General features: G+C 59.6%; 14 protein-coding genes and 1 tRNA gene. 2 read left to right on the plus strand and 13 right to left on the minus strand.

Features of this window, described 5'->3' with window-relative positions; genetic code table 11:
• From carB to Q0G85_RS02420, 8 genes are all read right to left on the minus strand, one after another.
• Positions 1 to 1829 (minus strand): carbamoyl-phosphate synthase large subunit (gene carB, locus Q0G85_RS02385; RefSeq protein ID WP_297154375.1); only part of this gene is annotated, 1829 nt, incomplete at its 3' end.
• A complete protein-coding gene (carA, locus tag Q0G85_RS02390) occupies positions 1822 to 3165 on the minus strand; it encodes a glutamine-hydrolyzing carbamoyl-phosphate synthase small subunit (protein ID WP_367116856.1) in 1344 nt (447 codons plus the stop codon). The genes carA and carB, both read right to left, overlap by 8 nt.
• A gap of 72 nt (positions 3166 to 3237) precedes the next feature.
• Complete coding sequence (locus Q0G85_RS02395; protein WP_297154379.1) at positions 3238 to 4542, minus strand: dihydroorotase; 1305 nt, start codon at positions 4540 to 4542, stop codon at positions 3238 to 3240.
• Positions 4526 to 5470, minus strand: coding sequence for an aspartate carbamoyltransferase catalytic subunit (locus Q0G85_RS02400; RefSeq protein WP_297154381.1), 945 nt, complete (start codon positions 5468 to 5470; stop codon positions 4526 to 4528). The genes Q0G85_RS02395 and Q0G85_RS02400 overlap by 17 nt, the downstream gene beginning before the upstream one ends.
• Positions 5471 to 5473: 3 nt before the next feature.
• Positions 5474 to 6082 (minus strand): bifunctional pyr operon transcriptional regulator/uracil phosphoribosyltransferase PyrR, encoded by a 609-nt coding sequence (pyrR, locus tag Q0G85_RS02405; RefSeq protein WP_297154383.1) that lies wholly within the window; start codon positions 6080 to 6082, stop codon positions 5474 to 5476.
• Positions 6083 to 6246: 164 nt separating this feature from the next.
• Positions 6247 to 7521, minus strand: coding sequence for an ArsB/NhaD family transporter (locus tag Q0G85_RS02410; RefSeq protein WP_297154384.1), 1275 nt, complete (start codon positions 7519 to 7521; stop codon positions 6247 to 6249).
• A 150-nt stretch (positions 7522 to 7671) separates the two neighbouring features.
• Complete coding sequence (locus tag Q0G85_RS02415) at positions 7672 to 8487, minus strand: hypothetical protein (protein WP_297154385.1); 816 nt, start codon at positions 8485 to 8487, stop codon at positions 7672 to 7674.
• A gap of 151 nt (positions 8488 to 8638) precedes the next feature.
• Positions 8639 to 8735 (minus strand) — tRNA-Sec (locus Q0G85_RS02420).
• Positions 8736 to 9069: 334 nt separating this feature from the next.
• Here Q0G85_RS02420 and Q0G85_RS02425 point away from each other — a divergent pair.
• Positions 9070 to 9336: a type II toxin-antitoxin system RelB/DinJ family antitoxin gene (locus Q0G85_RS02425; RefSeq protein WP_297154386.1), complete on the plus strand. Its 267-nt coding sequence runs from the start codon at positions 9070 to 9072 to the stop codon at positions 9334 to 9336.
• Positions 9333 to 9695, plus strand: coding sequence for a type II toxin-antitoxin system VapC family toxin (locus Q0G85_RS02430; RefSeq protein WP_297154388.1), 363 nt, complete (start codon positions 9333 to 9335; stop codon positions 9693 to 9695). The genes Q0G85_RS02425 and Q0G85_RS02430 overlap by 4 nt, the downstream gene beginning before the upstream one ends.
• 98 nt (positions 9696 to 9793) lie before the next feature.
• Here the strand turns inward: Q0G85_RS02430 and Q0G85_RS02435 are convergent, their stop codons facing one another.
• The 5 genes from Q0G85_RS02435 to Q0G85_RS02455 are packed head-to-tail and all read right to left on the minus strand — an operon-like array spanning position 9794 to position 13742.
• Complete coding sequence (locus tag Q0G85_RS02435) at positions 9794 to 10264, minus strand: hydrogenase 3 maturation endopeptidase HyCI (protein ID WP_297154390.1); 471 nt, start codon at positions 10262 to 10264, stop codon at positions 9794 to 9796.
• Positions 10254 to 10688 (minus strand): formate hydrogenlyase maturation protein HycH, encoded by a 435-nt coding sequence (gene hycH, locus Q0G85_RS02440; RefSeq protein ID WP_297154392.1) that lies wholly within the window; start codon positions 10686 to 10688, stop codon positions 10254 to 10256. Before hycH ends, Q0G85_RS02435 begins: the two co-directional genes overlap by 11 nt.
• Entirely contained in the window at positions 10651 to 11469 is an 819-nt protein-coding gene (locus Q0G85_RS02445) for an NADH-quinone oxidoreductase subunit B family protein (protein WP_297154394.1), read from the minus strand. Before Q0G85_RS02445 ends, hycH begins: the two co-directional genes overlap by 38 nt.
• A 5-nt stretch (positions 11470 to 11474) precedes the next feature.
• Positions 11475 to 11993: a formate hydrogenlyase complex iron-sulfur subunit gene (locus Q0G85_RS02450; RefSeq protein WP_297154396.1), complete on the minus strand. Its 519-nt coding sequence runs from the start codon at positions 11991 to 11993 to the stop codon at positions 11475 to 11477.
• 15 nt (positions 11994 to 12008) lie between these two features.
• On the minus strand, positions 12009 to 13742 hold the full coding sequence (locus Q0G85_RS02455) for an NADH-quinone oxidoreductase subunit C (RefSeq protein ID WP_297154398.1): 1734 nt from the start codon (positions 13740 to 13742) through the stop codon (positions 12009 to 12011).
• Positions 13743 to 13748 lie beyond the last annotated feature (6 nt).

A 13748-nucleotide genomic window follows, 5' to 3' on the forward strand; every position in this document is an offset into this window, starting at 1 on the left:
TAGTCGGTCGATACCGTCTCGGGGTTGCAGTTGACCATGATGGTCTCGAAGCCCGCATCGGCAAGCGCGTAGCTCGCATGCACGCAGCAGTAGTCGAACTCGATGCCCTGGCCGATGCGGTTCGGGCCGGCGCCGAGGATCATCGCGCGCTTTTTCGTCTTCGGCGCGACCTCGCTTTCGCATGCGTCGTACGTCTTGTAGTGATACGCCGTCTTGCTGGGGGTTTCAGCAGCGCAGGTGTCGACCGTCTTGAACGCAGGGATAACGCCCAGCGCCTTGCGGTGGGCGCGAACGGAAAGCTCGTCGGTTCCGGTCAGATGCGCGATCTGCACGTCGGAGAGGCCGAAGCGCTTAGCGCAGCGCATGTCCTCCGCGTCGAGCTCTTCGAGTTTATGACCCGAAAGGGCCTGTTCAACAGCGACCATGTCGGCCATGCGAGCCAAGAACCACGGGTCGATGCCCGTCTTTGCATGGAGCTCTTCAACGCTCATGCCGCGGCGCATTGCCTCAGCGATGAAGAAAATGCGGTTCGCGGTCGGGCGGCTCACCATGTCGTCGAATTCCGCGCCCTGCATGGTGCACTCTGCACCCTTGCCATCAGCACCGAGGCCCGCACGCCCGTTTTCAAGGGAGCGAAGTGCCTTCCCGAGCGACTCTTCAAAGGTACGCCCGATGGACATGATCTCGCCGACCGCCTTCATGCGGGTCGTGAGCGTGTCGTCGGTGCCCTGGAACTTCTCGAACGCGAAGCGCGGCACCTTGACGACGCAGTAGTCGATGGAAGGCTCGAAGCATGCGGGCGTCGCCTTCGTGATGTCGTTCACGATCTCGTCGAGGGTGTAGCCGACAGCGAGCTTGGCCGCAGCCTTGGCGATCGGGAAGCCCGTCGCCTTCGAAGCGAGCGCAGAGGAGCGCGACACACGGGGGTTCATCTCGATGACGATCATGCGGCCCGTCTTCGGGTTCACCGCGAACTGAACGTTCGAGCCGCCGGTTTCGACGCCGATTTTCTCAAGGATGGCGAGCGAGGCTGTGCGCATGCGCTGGTATTCCACATCGGAAAGCGTCTGAGCAGGGGCAACGGTGATAGAGTCGCCGGTGTGGACGCCCATAGCGTCGAAGTTCTCGATGGAGCACACGATGATGCCGTTGCCGACGCGATCGCGCATGACCTCCATCTCGTATTCTTTCCATCCCTCGATGGATTCCTCGACGAGCACCTCGCCTGCGGGCGAAAGCTCGAGGCCTTGGCTCACGATGAGGTGGAGCTCATCCATGTCGTGCGCGATGCCGCCACCGGCACCGCCGAGCGTGAACGACGGGCGGCACACCACGGGGAAGCCGAGCTTAGCGACGATTGCCTCGGCGTCTTCCATGGAGTAGGCGTAGCCGCTGCGCGCGACCTCGATGCCGAGTTCTTCCATGCATTCGTTGAAGAGCTTGCGGTCCTCGCCGCGCTCGATGGCGGGAAGGTCGCAGCCGACCATTTCGACGCCGTACTTGTCGAGCACGCCGGATTTCGCGAGGGCGACTGCGGTGTTCAGGCCGGTCTGTCCGCCAAGCGTCGGCAAAAGCGCGTCGGGGCGCTCCTTCTCGATGACCTTCTCGACGAACTCGGGTGTGATGGGCTCGACGTAGGTGCGGTCGACCAGACCTGGGTCGGTCATGATGGTCGCCGGGTTGGAATTCACAAGGATGACGCGGTAGCCGTCCGCCTTGAGGACCTTGCAGGCCTGAGCGCCTGAATAGTCGAACTCGCATGCCTGACCGATGACGATCGGGCCCGATCCGATGACCAGAATGGACTTGATGTCGGTACGTTTAGGCATTGACTTCTCCCCCAAACTTCCAACCGGCCAAACGGTCGGCGGCAATGTCGATATCGAGATAATCCTCGCGGCCATCCATGAGACGCGAGAAAGCGGTGAACAGGTAGTGAGCATCGGTCGGTCCGGGCGACGCCTCGGGGTGGTACTGCACCGAGAAAGCCGGGATGTCAAGGAATGCGATGCCCTCGGCCGTGCCGTCATTGAGGTTCACGTGCGTGAGCTGAATGCGGCCGAAGCGCTCGTTGCGCACAACCGGAGCTACGTTCTTTTCCACCCAGAAGCGCAGGTCATCAACGTGCTCGGTCACACCTGCCGACTCCTCGGGGATAAGCTCGCCAAGCGAGGGGAACAGGATGCCGAAGCCGTGGTTTTGCGCGGTGATCTCGACGCGATGCGTGCGCAGGTTCATGACGGGGTGGTTGCCGCCGCGATGGCCGAACTTGAGCTTTTCGATCTGTGCGCCGGCGGCCTTGCCCATCATCTGGTGGCCGAGGCAGATACCAAAGACAGGTACCTTACCGAGCAGCTTTTCCACCTGGGAATACGTGCCCGAAACCGCATCGGGGTCGCCGGGGCCGTTGGAGAGGAAGACGCCATCGGGATTCATGGCGAGCACGTCTTCGGCAGGGGTGTTCCACGGAACGGCGACAAGTTCGCAGCCCACGCGCACGAGGTTCTGGAAGATGGAGAGCTTTGCGCCACAGTCATAGGCGACAACCTTATACTTCGCGGGCGCGGGGGCGGTGAGCGCGAACGCCTGGCTTTCGGGCAGGTCGTCCTGGCCAAACGACGCCTTCTCCGCACGGGAAACCGTCTCGGCGAGGTTCACGCCCACGATGGACTCGCTCGCGCGAACCTTCGCAAGCAGGCTCTCGACGTCGGTGTCGGTCGTAGAGAGCACCGCGCGCTGGGCACCGTTGTCGCGCACATGGCGCACGAGCGCACGCGTGTCGACGCCCTCGATGGCGACGACGTTGTTCTCGCACAGGAAGTCGGGCAGCGAGAGTTCGCTGCGCCAGTTCGACGGAACCGAGCACATATCGCGCACGACAAGTCCGCGAAGCGCCGGCTTTTCAGATTGGCAATCCTCGCGGTTCACGCCGTAATTGCCGATCTGAGGGTAGGTCATCGTGATGATCTGGCCCGCATAGCTCGGGTCGGTGATCACCTCGAGATAGCCCTCCAGGGAGGTGTTGAAGCAGATTTCGCCGAACACTTCGCCTTGTGCCGCACAGGAGGTGCCGCTGAACACGGCGCCGTCCTCGAGCACGAGCAGCGCCGGTGCACCGAGCGGCTTCGAGGTGTTCTCAAGCAGCTTTTTCGTGATCTCGCTCACTTCGTTCCTTTCCATTCAAGCTCGCCCTCGCGAGCGTCATCCATTACGTATCGCAATCGCCGTTATGGCGCCTTAATGTTTCACCGTGGAGATGACCTGGCCATCTTCCATCGTTGCATAGCCTCCGACATACACATCGGTGGCGCGACCACGAAGGTTCCAACCGATAAACGGCGTGTTTTGCGCCTTCGAGCAGAAGTCTTCTTTGCTGACCGTCCAAGCCGCATCGGGGTTGATGACCGTCAAATCTGCAACACAACCTGGCTCGATCGCCACGCGCTCGTCACACAGGATAGCGCGCGGGTTCACCGCCATGAGCTCGATCAGGCGATCCCATCCGATCACGCCCTCGCCCACCATATGGGTGAGCATAAGCCCGAGCGACGTCTCGATGCCGGTCATCCCAAAGGGAGCCAGCTCGAACTCGCGATCCTTCTCGTAGGTCGCATGCGGAGCGTGGTCGGTGACGATGGCGTCGACCGTGCCGTCCGCAAGCCCGGCGCGCAATGCGGCAACGTCGGCCTTCGTGCGCAGCGGCGGGTTGACCTTGTAGTTCGTATCGTAGTCCTCGCCGATCATGGAGTCGTCGAGAAGCAGATGGTGCGGCGTCACCTCGCAGGTGACGGGCAAGCCCTCCGCCTTCGCCGCGCGGATGAGGTCGAGCCCACGCGCGGTCGTCACGTGCTGCGCATGGAAATGGCAGCCCGTCAGGCGGCAAAGCGCGATGTCGCGCATGATTTCGAGCTCCTCGCCTTCCGCAGGCCAGCCCAAAAGGCCAAGCCGCGTGGAGCATTCGCCCTCGTTCACTTGACCGGCGCCCACAAGGCCCTCGTCCTGGCAGTGGCACATGACGACGCGATCGAACTGCTTGGCGTAGTCCATCGTGCGGCGCATCATGCCGGAGTCCTGTACGCCGCGCCCGTCATCGGTGAACGCAACGACGCCATGGGCGACCATATCCCCCATCTCGGAGAGCACCTCGCCTTTGAGGCCCTGCGTGAGCGCGCCCGACACGAGCACGCGGGCAAAGCCAACCTCGGAGGCCTTGCGCTGCACGTATTCCACAATCGTCGCATTATCGCAGACGGGATTCGTGTTCGGCATCGCGCAAACCGCGGTGAAGCCACCGTGTGCCGCCGCCTTCGTTTCGGACTCGATGTCGCCTTTGTACTCGAAGCCGGGGTCGCGCAAGTGAACATGCATGTCGACCAGCCCGGGGACGACGATCTTGCCCGAAAGGTCGCGCTCGACGCCCTTCGGCATGTCGAGGTCGTGGCCGATTTCCACGATGCGCCCGTCGCGAATCAGGATGTCGGCAACCTCATCGAGGCCAACCTGGGGATCGATGAGCCGTGCGTTTTTAAGCATCAACGCCATTGTCGGTTCCTCCTAGCAGCAGATAGAGAACGGCCATGCGAACGAGCACCCCGGAATAGACCTGGTCAAGGATGACGGCGCGCTGCGGATGATCGCACATGTAGTCATCGAGCTCGACGCCGCGGTTCACCGGCCCCGGATGGCAGATGATCGCGTCGGGCTTCATGAGCTTCTCGCGCGCCTCGGTCAGACCGAAGAGCAGGTTGTATTCGCGAAGGCTCGGGTACGGCGCACCTTCGAGGCGCTCGCGCTGGATGCGCAGCATATAAACCACGTCGAGCTCGGGCAGCGCAGCGTCGAGATCGCTCGTTATTACATCGGCCCCTAAGATTTCAGGGGCAGCCGGCATGAGCGTCGGCGGCGCGATGACGGTAACATGCGCGCCCATAATCTTGAGCGCGGGAATGAGCGAGCCGCAGACGCGCGAATGGCCGATGTCGCCGACGATGCCGACGTGGAGGCCTTCGAGCCTGCCGAAACGCTCGCGAATCGTGTACAGGTCGAGGAGCGCTTGCGTAGGATGCTGATGCTTGCCGTCACCTGCGCAAATAACGGAAACGCCTGAGACATCGGCGACTTTGCGCGGAGCGCCTGCGTGCTTGTCGCGCACGACGATGGCGTCGATCTTGTACGAGCAGAGCGTCTGCACGGTGTCGCGTAAGCTCTCGCCCTTCACCGTGGAGGTGGATGACCCGCCGAAATTGAGCGTGTCGCACGACAGGCGCTTCTCGGCGAGTTCGAAGGAGGAACGCGTGCGGGTCGAAGGCTCGTTGAACATGTTCACGACCGTGAAACCCTTAAGCGTCGGTACCTTCTTGATGCGCCGCTCGTTCACCGCGCGGAAGCTCGCCGCAGTGTCGAGAATGCGCGTGATGTCTTCTGCAGAGTAGTCGGAGATGTTGATGAGGTGCTTGTGGTTGAAAGCCATTGCCTACGCCTCCTTTTCCTGATCGTGCTCGATACCAAGCGGAGCCGAGCCAGCGCGATCGCCGGGCGCCATTTCAAGAACCTCGACAGCGGAGACGCCATCGACTTCCTCCAGGAAAAGGCGAACGTTCTCGTGCGATGACGAGGGCACGTTCTTGCCGACGAAATCGGCGCGGATGGGAAGCTCGCGATGGCCTCGGTCGACAAGGACCGCAAGCTGCACGCAGGAGGGGCGGCCGAAATCGCTTAACGCGTCGAGCGCAGCGCGGATGGTGCGGCCAGTGAACAAGACATCGTCGACAAGAACGACGGTGAGCCCGTCGATGCCGAAGCGGATGTCGGTTGAGTGAACCTCTGGGGAAAGGTGCGTCGCGAAGTCGTCGCGGTAGAAGCTGATGTCGAGCGCGCCGAGCGGAACGTCCGTGCCCTCGATCTGCTTGATCTTGCTCGCGAGGCGATGGGCGAGCAAGTCGCCACGGGTGAGGATTCCCACCAAAGCGATGTTCGAGGCGCCGTGATTGGCCTCTAAGATCTGGTGCGCGATGCGCGTGAGCGATCGCTCGATTTCGTCTGCGTCCATACAGACGGATTTCACTGTAGTTGAATCTGTCATTCGCACCCTCTTCTGGTCAGGGATGCAGGCAGACCGCTCGGTTCTGCGATAACGCGCTTCCGTAGTGGGGAAACGCTCGCGCTCCTTGTCGGTCTCTCTGTACCGCTTTTAAAGGACTGCACGCAAGTATAGGGCAGCTTCGCACAACGCGAAACCCCGAAATGCTACATTGGCGGAAAACGCACGATTAGATAGATGGCTGACACAGCGACCGTCGCGAGCATCGTGGGAAAGCCGACCTTGAAGAAGTGCGCGAACGTGATGACGTGGCCGTTCTTGCGCGATATGTCAGACATGACGACGTTCGCCGACGCGCCGATCAAGGTGCCGTTTCCGCCGAGGCAGGCTCCGAGCGAGACCGCCCACCACAGGGGCGCGACGTCCATGCCGGTCGCCTCCATGGAGAGCAGGATCGGGATCATCGTGGCGACGAAGGGGATGTTGTCGAGGAAGCTCGAGATGATGGCGGAGGCGAAGAGCAGCACGAGCATGGCGACGAAGGTCGAGCCGCCCGTGACGTCGATCAAGGCCTGCGCGAGCATGCCGATGACGCCGACCTCCGAGAGCGCGCCCACGATGATGAACAGGCCCGCGAAGAAGACGAGCGTCGTCCACTCGACGTGCGCGAGCGCCTCCTCGATGCGCTCGCCCGAGATCAGCATGAGGACGCCCGCCGCGGTGAGGGCGACGACGCAGGACTCGATGCCGAGCGAGCCGTGGGCCATGAAGCCCACGACGACGAGGACGATCATGACGACGCTCTGGCGCAGAAGGATCGGGTTCTTGATCTGCTCGCGCTCGTCGAGGCCCGCGAGCGCGTCTTTGTGCGCGTCGTCGACATGGAGCTTTCGGCCGAAGAGCAGGTAGAACAGGGCGAGCATCACGGCGAGCGAGAGCAGCGCCGCCGGGGTGTCGTAGACGACGAAGTCGACGAATGAGTAGCCCGCCGCCGAGCCGATCATGATGTTGGGCGGGTCGCCGATCAGCGTCGCCGTGCCGCCGATGTTGGAGGCCATGATCTCGGCGAGGAAGAACGGCACCGCGTCGATGTCAAGCAGGCGGCACACCGTGATGGTCATGGGGCCGATGAGCAGCACCGTCGTCACGTTGTCGAGCAGCGCCGAGAGCACGGCGGTCAGGCAGACGAACAGCACCATGACGTGCCAAGGGTTGCCCTTCGCGAGGCGCGCGCACTTGATGGCGAGGTACTCGAAGATGCCCGAGAGCTTCACCACGGCGACGAAGAGCATCATGCCCAGGAGCACGCCGAGCGTGTTGAAGTCGACGTGGCTCATGGCCTGGTCGAAGGTGACGACGTGAACGACGAGCAGGATCATCGCGCCGACGATGGCGACGAGCGCGCGGTGCACCTTCTCCGACATGATGGCGACCATCGCGACGACGAACACCACCACGGCCACGATTTGCATCAAATCCATACCTCTACCCCACTTGTGCCGTGAATTGCAAAAACGTTCGGCATTATAGGAGTCTTTTGTTTCGAACGTGCTAACAAGTCCCGGCGATATTCCGTAAGTGGGGGCGCTCTTTCCGAGAGGGGTGCTTTTAGGAGACGAAGTACTAAGCCTCTATTCGCCGAAGAATGCACGCGCCGTGCGAGCTGCGGGGAGGTTCTTCCCGTTGTCCGCCGCGAAACGCATGCAACCCGCCGCAGCATCCCTGTTGCCCGCTGCAGCGTGAAGTTCACCTTCCTTGGAAGCGTAAACGACGCGCAGGCGCAGGCACTGGTCGTGGTTGTCCCAGATGGAGCGATACAGGCCAATAAGCTTTGGGGAATCGCCCGCACGTTCCGCCTCAGCGACTTCGCGCGACCACGAAAGGTACGCGCCACGCTGCTTCGTGATGAAGTCGTCCTCCAAGTTCGGCAGGGAAAGCGCCTCATCGATAAGGGCAATCACGCGATCGTTGTCGAAAAGGCTCTTCACAAGGGGAACGAGATCGGCATAGAGCGCGAGCTTGATCTCGTCAGTCGGTGCAGTTTTCACGCTGTCTTGGATCATGAGGCCGATCTTCGCCGCTTCGCTGTTCTTGCCATCGTTGATAAGCGCGCACGCATAGAAGGAAAGAAACCAAGCGGGAAGCTCTCCCAGGGGCGGCTCTGCGGATTGCGCAATCTTCGACGAGCCCGCGAGGAACGCGTCGACATTGCAGTCGTCGTTGTAGAGCGACACGAGACTCTCGAGCTTCGACTGCGCGGCGCGCGCGAACAGCCTCGTGAAGATGAAAAGGCCGGCGAGCAGAAGCACAACGGAAGCCCCAGCGCCCGCTGCGGTGAAACCCATCGCGCGGCCTTCGATGTTCGACCAGACGAAAACCACGGCAAGCGGAATCGCAACCGCAATGGCGCATGCGGCAATCTCATATCGCTTGAAGTATGTGAGCATGAAATTCGCCTTCCCGTCATTTGTTTTGAAGCAGTGTAGCCTAATCGTGCCGCCATAGGCACGAACCTCACGAGTTCGATATGCGAATGGGCAAGCAGCGCCGACCGAAAAAGAGAAAAGGGACCCCGCGGAGTCCCTTGCAAGTTGCAACTGGCGGAGATGCGTGCGAATCGAACACACCCGAGACGTTCTGCGCGCCTCACAACGGCTTTGAAGGCCGCGGGGCCCACCAGGACCCATCCATCTCCAAAAGAAAACTCAATTTTTTGCAGCCCGCCTATTCTACCGTATGCGACCGCAATACCCAATAATCAAAATGCAGTAGCTAAAATTACCTGCCGATGACATTATCGCGAAAGATTTCGATTGTGTCCAATCATTGCGCACGTGAGGTTGACGGACACGAGCACTGAGGAATTCGAATCCGCAAAATCGCCACTCGGTTAACGCGTCTGCGGGATACATTCAATTTGGCGTTCGCGCAGGAAAACAAGATGAAAGCAGGGAAAACGCCGGATATGGTGGGGTGTTATTGTATACTGTTCATGACACAAAACCTGACACAACGGAGGTTTTGCCCACATGGATAAATCGATCATCCACGTAAGAGTCGACGAGAACCTCAAGGAACAAGCCGAAGCCCTTTTCTCATCAATGGGAACGAGCATGTCTGAGGCTATCAGGATTTTCCTCAAGCAGTGCATCCTCGACCAGAAGTTTCCCTTCCAAATTAAAAGCTGCGCGCAAAAAGGCGAGAATTCCGCTTACGGCTTTTTGAAGCTCTACTCGAAACCAATCACCCGCGATCAGGAGCGAGAAGCCTGGATCTCCTCGTTGGCGAAGAAATGATTACCGTACTCGACGAAAGCGCCATCCTTCGCTACCTGCTGGATGACGAAAGGAAAAAAGCCCGCGAAGTTGCCGAAGTCATCAAGTCCGGCCAAGCATATTCCTACCCCGAAATCTTCGCTCGCGTGGCGGTCACCCTGCGCGACGTGTATCAGGTGCCCCGCTCGCTTATCAGCGAAGCGCTTCTTACGCTGCTAAACGATATTTGCGTAGGCGAAGAGGACATCGTGCGTTACGCGACGCGTCTGTTCGGAACAACGCTGTTCGATTACATCGACTGCCTGCTCGTGGCGCGAAATCACCTGTACGAGCACGATGTCATCACCTTCGACAAACCGCTCATCAAACATATGATGTAGGTTTATTCGTTTAACAGTACGACTTCTCGAGATTCTCAAGGACGTCCGATACCGTCAGCGTGTAGTTGTCTACGTCTGAAATCCCTGTGCGGTTCCCCTTAGCCCTCTTCACCGACGAAGCGATAGTCCTCCCATCCTTCGTTGGCGGAAATACGCTCGAAGAGCTCTTTGACCGACTCTCGCACCGCCGGGGTAAGCGGTGCGAAAAAGGTCGTATCAGCTGGTTGAATACCGAGGAACACGACGCGTTTTGCCATGCTCTCGATTTCACCCAGCAAAAAGGTGATGGGAAGCGCGTGCGTCGAGATCAGGCAGTTCGTCGCGACGTCACCGGCGCTGAGATTGCGAACGGCGCCTGGCGGAAGGCCCATGTCGGCGGCATCGAACACGAGAACCGTGTCAGGCTCAAGCCGCCTGATCACGCCCAACTCGTCTTCGGGACACTGCCCGCCGTCGATCACCGACCAGCCATCAACCGGCGAGTCGGTCATCATCTTGGCCAAAAGCGGCCCTGCGGCATCATCGCCGCGGAGCACGCTGCCAACCGCCAAAAGCACGTTACTGCCCATCGGTCAATCTCCCCATCATGTACATTGCGGTCTGGGTCCTTACTTCCTCAAGAAGATCGAGGAATTGGGTGAGCCACGTAATCTCGCCCGCATAGAGCTTCGACGTTTTCTGAAGGTAGAGTGATTGGAGCTCCTTCTTCAACGCTTTGCTCAAAGTGGGCACGTGCACCTTGTCGATCTGTATCTCCCCGAAGCGCATGATGCCCTCGAGCTTGTAGCGGGCCTCGGCCGAATCGAGGTGAGACACAATCGAGCGATAGGTGTCCATCGAGCAGGACAAACACGGGCTCAAGCAATCAGCCACGCCCGTGTGATGCCCGACAGAAAGCGTGTAGTACATGATGTTGCTAACCTCTTCGGGGATGTCGACCGCGCTATCGACAAACTTAGCTGTTAGACGGTAGAACACTACTTTCTTTTCCATGCCCGTCCCCTATCGTCCTCGCCAACAAGATACCCTTGAGTTCCTCGTAGACTTCAGCTCGACGCGGATCGTCTTGCGTAGCGATCAGGTCGTTGACGCTCAATAGAACATCGTCGCTGTGCTCGAGGGCCCCCATGAATCCGTCGACAAGATCTCTGCCGTATCGGTAACCCGACATCCTGCGAGCTTCTCGTTCAAGTTCCACGCGGAGCTTGTAGGGAATATCGGGAAAAGCGATGGGGGCAACTTCCCCTTCGCCCTCGAAGTGATGAGTGGCATGCTGCTTCTGAGCCAACTTGCCAAGCGCCATCGCGAAACCGTACACCGTCTGGCCCGGTGTCGGAGGACAGCCCGGAATGTAGACGTCCACCGGCAAGAGCTTGTCGGTTCCGCCCCACACGCAATAGTTGTCGTGGAAGATTCCGCCCGTGCATCCGCAGGCACCGTACGAAACGATGATCTTCGGATCAGGAGCAGCATCATAAGCCCTGATGGCAGGCATGCGCATGGAACGAGTGATCGCGCCCGTGTAAACCAGGATGTCCGCATGACGCGGCGTCGGAACAACCTTGATACCGAATCGCTCGACGTCGAACACGGGGGTGATGCTCGCGAAAATCTCGATTTCGCACGCATTGCATCCGCTGCAGTCAACGCGATACACATATACCGAGCGCTTGATGTCGCTGAGCAGCTTTCCCTTCGCCTTCGCGACTTCGGCATCAACAACCTTGCGATCAAGGCGCACCTGAAGCTCTTCCGGAATCTCTTTCATAACCATAAAACTCACTTCCTTTCAAGCTTCACGCCCTGCATATCGAGGGTATGCTTCCGTTTACAATCGAGGCAAACGCCCACGTTTTCGTAAGCTGCACCGTCGTTGCCGATACGCTCGAGCAACGCGGCTGCGTACTCGACCTCCTTACGAGGGGCGAAGTACTGGCCGCACTCGGAGCATCTCTGCAGTTTGAAGGTGCAGGTATCGGTCAGGTCGTCTTTCGACATGACGGCGAGTTCGAATTCGGGCGTCAGCTTGATTGCGCCAGTCGGGCACCTTTCCTCACAGCGGCCGCAGAAAATGCAGCGCCCGTAATTGATGCTCCAAACGATGGTGCCCTCTTCGGTATCGGCGTCCATCTGAATCGCGTTCGGAGGACATACTGCGGCGCATGCTGCGCACGCAATGCACAACTCATGCGTGTGCTCGGGCTTTCCTCGCACATCTTTCGCCTGCTCAAGCGGGGCAAAAGGGTATTTCACCGTGCCTTCGCCCTGTTGCAGGATGTGCTTAAGCATCTTTAGCATTCGGCCCTCCTTTCCTTAACGAACGACAAGCTCATTCATATCGCGCTTCCTGCAGCTGTCCTCGAACTCCTGTTTCGAGAGGACCTTCTGCTTGCGCTTCTTCACATCGACGATGGTGACGCGATCGGTGCACGAGTAACACGGGTCGATGCTGCCGATGACAACAGCGGCGTCGGCGATAGTATTCCCGCGAAGCATCGATCGGAGCACCGGCCAGTTGCTGTACGTCGAGGCCTTAGCGCGCCAGCGATAGCACTTCTGGTTGTCGCCCGTCATCGACCAATGCAGGTCCTCACCGCGCGGCGCCTCGGTGAAGCCAACGCCGAAGAGGTAGGGCTCATAGCTCCACGATTCGTTGAGAATGGGGCCAGTTGGTGCGCTTTCCAGCCAGAACTCGATCATATCGATGCTGTCGAAGAACTCGTCGACGCGCACGAGCGTACGGCTTTTCGCATCGCAGCCGTCATACGTACGCGCAGTCTTGTCAGTCAAGAGCTTATAGCCGTCGAACGGGTGGTCGAATCGCGAATCGCGGGTAAAGCCGCTTCCGCGAACCGTTGGACCGACGGGGCTCCAGTCGCGGGCGACCTGCTTGTCGAGGATGCCGATGCCAGCCGTACGCTGCTCGAAGTTAGCCGTCGACACGAGCGCATCGAGGAGATGCCTCACTTCCTCGCGCAGCTCGTGCAGAACCTTGATGGTCTCGAGCTTCTGTTCAGCGAGGATGTCGCGACGAACACCGCCGATAAGGTTCATGCCATAGGTTTTGCGAGCACCAGTCAAAAGCTCGGCAAGGTCCATCGCCTTCTCGCGGATGCGGAAGAAATGCATGAAGCCCGTGTCAAAGCCAGTGAAATGGCAGACAAGGCCGAGATTGAGCAGATGGGAATGCAGACGCTCGACCTCAAGCATGATCGACCTGATAACCTGAGCGCGGAGCGGAATCTCGATTCCCATGGCATGCTCCACCGACTCGGAGTAGGCAACCGAGTGGGCAAAGCCGCAAATGCCGCAGATGCGATCGGCCAAAAACGGGACACCGTCGTAGGTCATGCGCGATTCGGCAACCTTTTCCATACCGCGATGCACATAAAACATGCGATAGTCGGCGTCGACGATGTTTTCGCCCTCGACGAACAGCCTGAAGTGACCAGGTTCGTCGGAGGTGATATGCAACGGGCCCATAGGGATGGTGGTTGTCGAACCCTCAGGAGCGTCGTTCAAGAACTCGTAGTTCTCAAGATCGGTCGTCGTGTTGGGCCGGTGGCGGTAATCCATGGAGTCCTTGCGCAGCGGATAGAGCCCCTCCGGCCAATCGTCAGGAAGCACCAATCTACGGGGGTCAGGAAGCCCGATAGGAGTCAGGCCGAACATGTCGCGAACCTCGCGTTCACCCCACATGCAGGCAGGAACGCGCGCCGCCACCGAAGGGAACGTGCCCGGATCGGGATCGACCTCGCTTCGAACAACGAGAATACACGGGTCGGTTTCTTCCATCGAAAGGACGTAGTAGAGCGCATACTTGCCATTGATGGGACGCTCGTCGTTGCCTACGACAACAGAGAGCCAACCGCCACGGCGATAGTAGAGATGCTGCACAATATCGGGAGTAGAATCAGCGCGAACCGTAAGGGTGAGCTGCTCATCTGTTTGCCACGTGCTATCAAGCAAAGCACCATGGAAGCGCCGCTGGACAAATTCGACATGCGACTTACCGCATTTCGATTTGTTGGAACTTTTCTTGCTCACTTTGGC

This window comes from uncultured Ellagibacter sp. (assembly GCF_934617235.1).
Classification (GTDB): Bacteria; Actinomycetota; Coriobacteriia; order Coriobacteriales; family Eggerthellaceae; genus Ellagibacter.

What these genes read in the sequence shown, in the direction of transcription:
- pyrR (WP_297154383.1), bottom strand. Translation starts at nt 6,082, where the DNA reads ATGACAGATTCAACTACAGTGAAATCCGTCTGTATGGACGCAGACGAA.
- Q0G85_RS02425 (WP_297154386.1), top strand. Translation starts at nt 9,070, where the DNA reads ATGGATAAATCGATCATCCACGTAAGAGTCGACGAGAACCTCAAGGAA.
- Q0G85_RS02410 (WP_297154384.1), bottom strand. Translation starts at nt 7,521, where the DNA reads ATGGATTTGATGCAAATCGTGGCCGTGGTGGTGTTCGTCGTCGCGATG.
- Q0G85_RS02450 (WP_297154396.1), bottom strand. Translation starts at nt 11,993, where the DNA reads ATGCTAAAGATGCTTAAGCACATCCTGCAACAGGGCGAAGGCACGGTG.
- Q0G85_RS02400 (WP_297154381.1), bottom strand. Translation starts at nt 5,470, where the DNA reads ATGGCTTTCAACCACAAGCACCTCATCAACATCTCCGACTACTCTGCA.
- Q0G85_RS02415 (WP_297154385.1), bottom strand. Translation starts at nt 8,487, where the DNA reads ATGCTCACATACTTCAAGCGATATGAGATTGCCGCATGCGCCATTGCG.
- Q0G85_RS02435 (WP_297154390.1), bottom strand. Translation starts at nt 10,264, where the DNA reads ATGGGCAGTAACGTGCTTTTGGCGGTTGGCAGCGTGCTCCGCGGCGAT.
- Q0G85_RS02395 (WP_297154379.1), bottom strand. Translation starts at nt 4,542, where the DNA reads ATGGCGTTGATGCTTAAAAACGCACGGCTCATCGATCCCCAGGTTGGC.
- Q0G85_RS02445 (WP_297154394.1), bottom strand. Translation starts at nt 11,469, where the DNA reads ATGGTTATGAAAGAGATTCCGGAAGAGCTTCAGGTGCGCCTTGATCGC.
- hycH (WP_297154392.1), bottom strand. Translation starts at nt 10,688, where the DNA reads ATGGAAAAGAAAGTAGTGTTCTACCGTCTAACAGCTAAGTTTGTCGAT.
- Q0G85_RS02430 (WP_297154388.1), top strand. Translation starts at nt 9,333, where the DNA reads ATGATTACCGTACTCGACGAAAGCGCCATCCTTCGCTACCTGCTGGAT.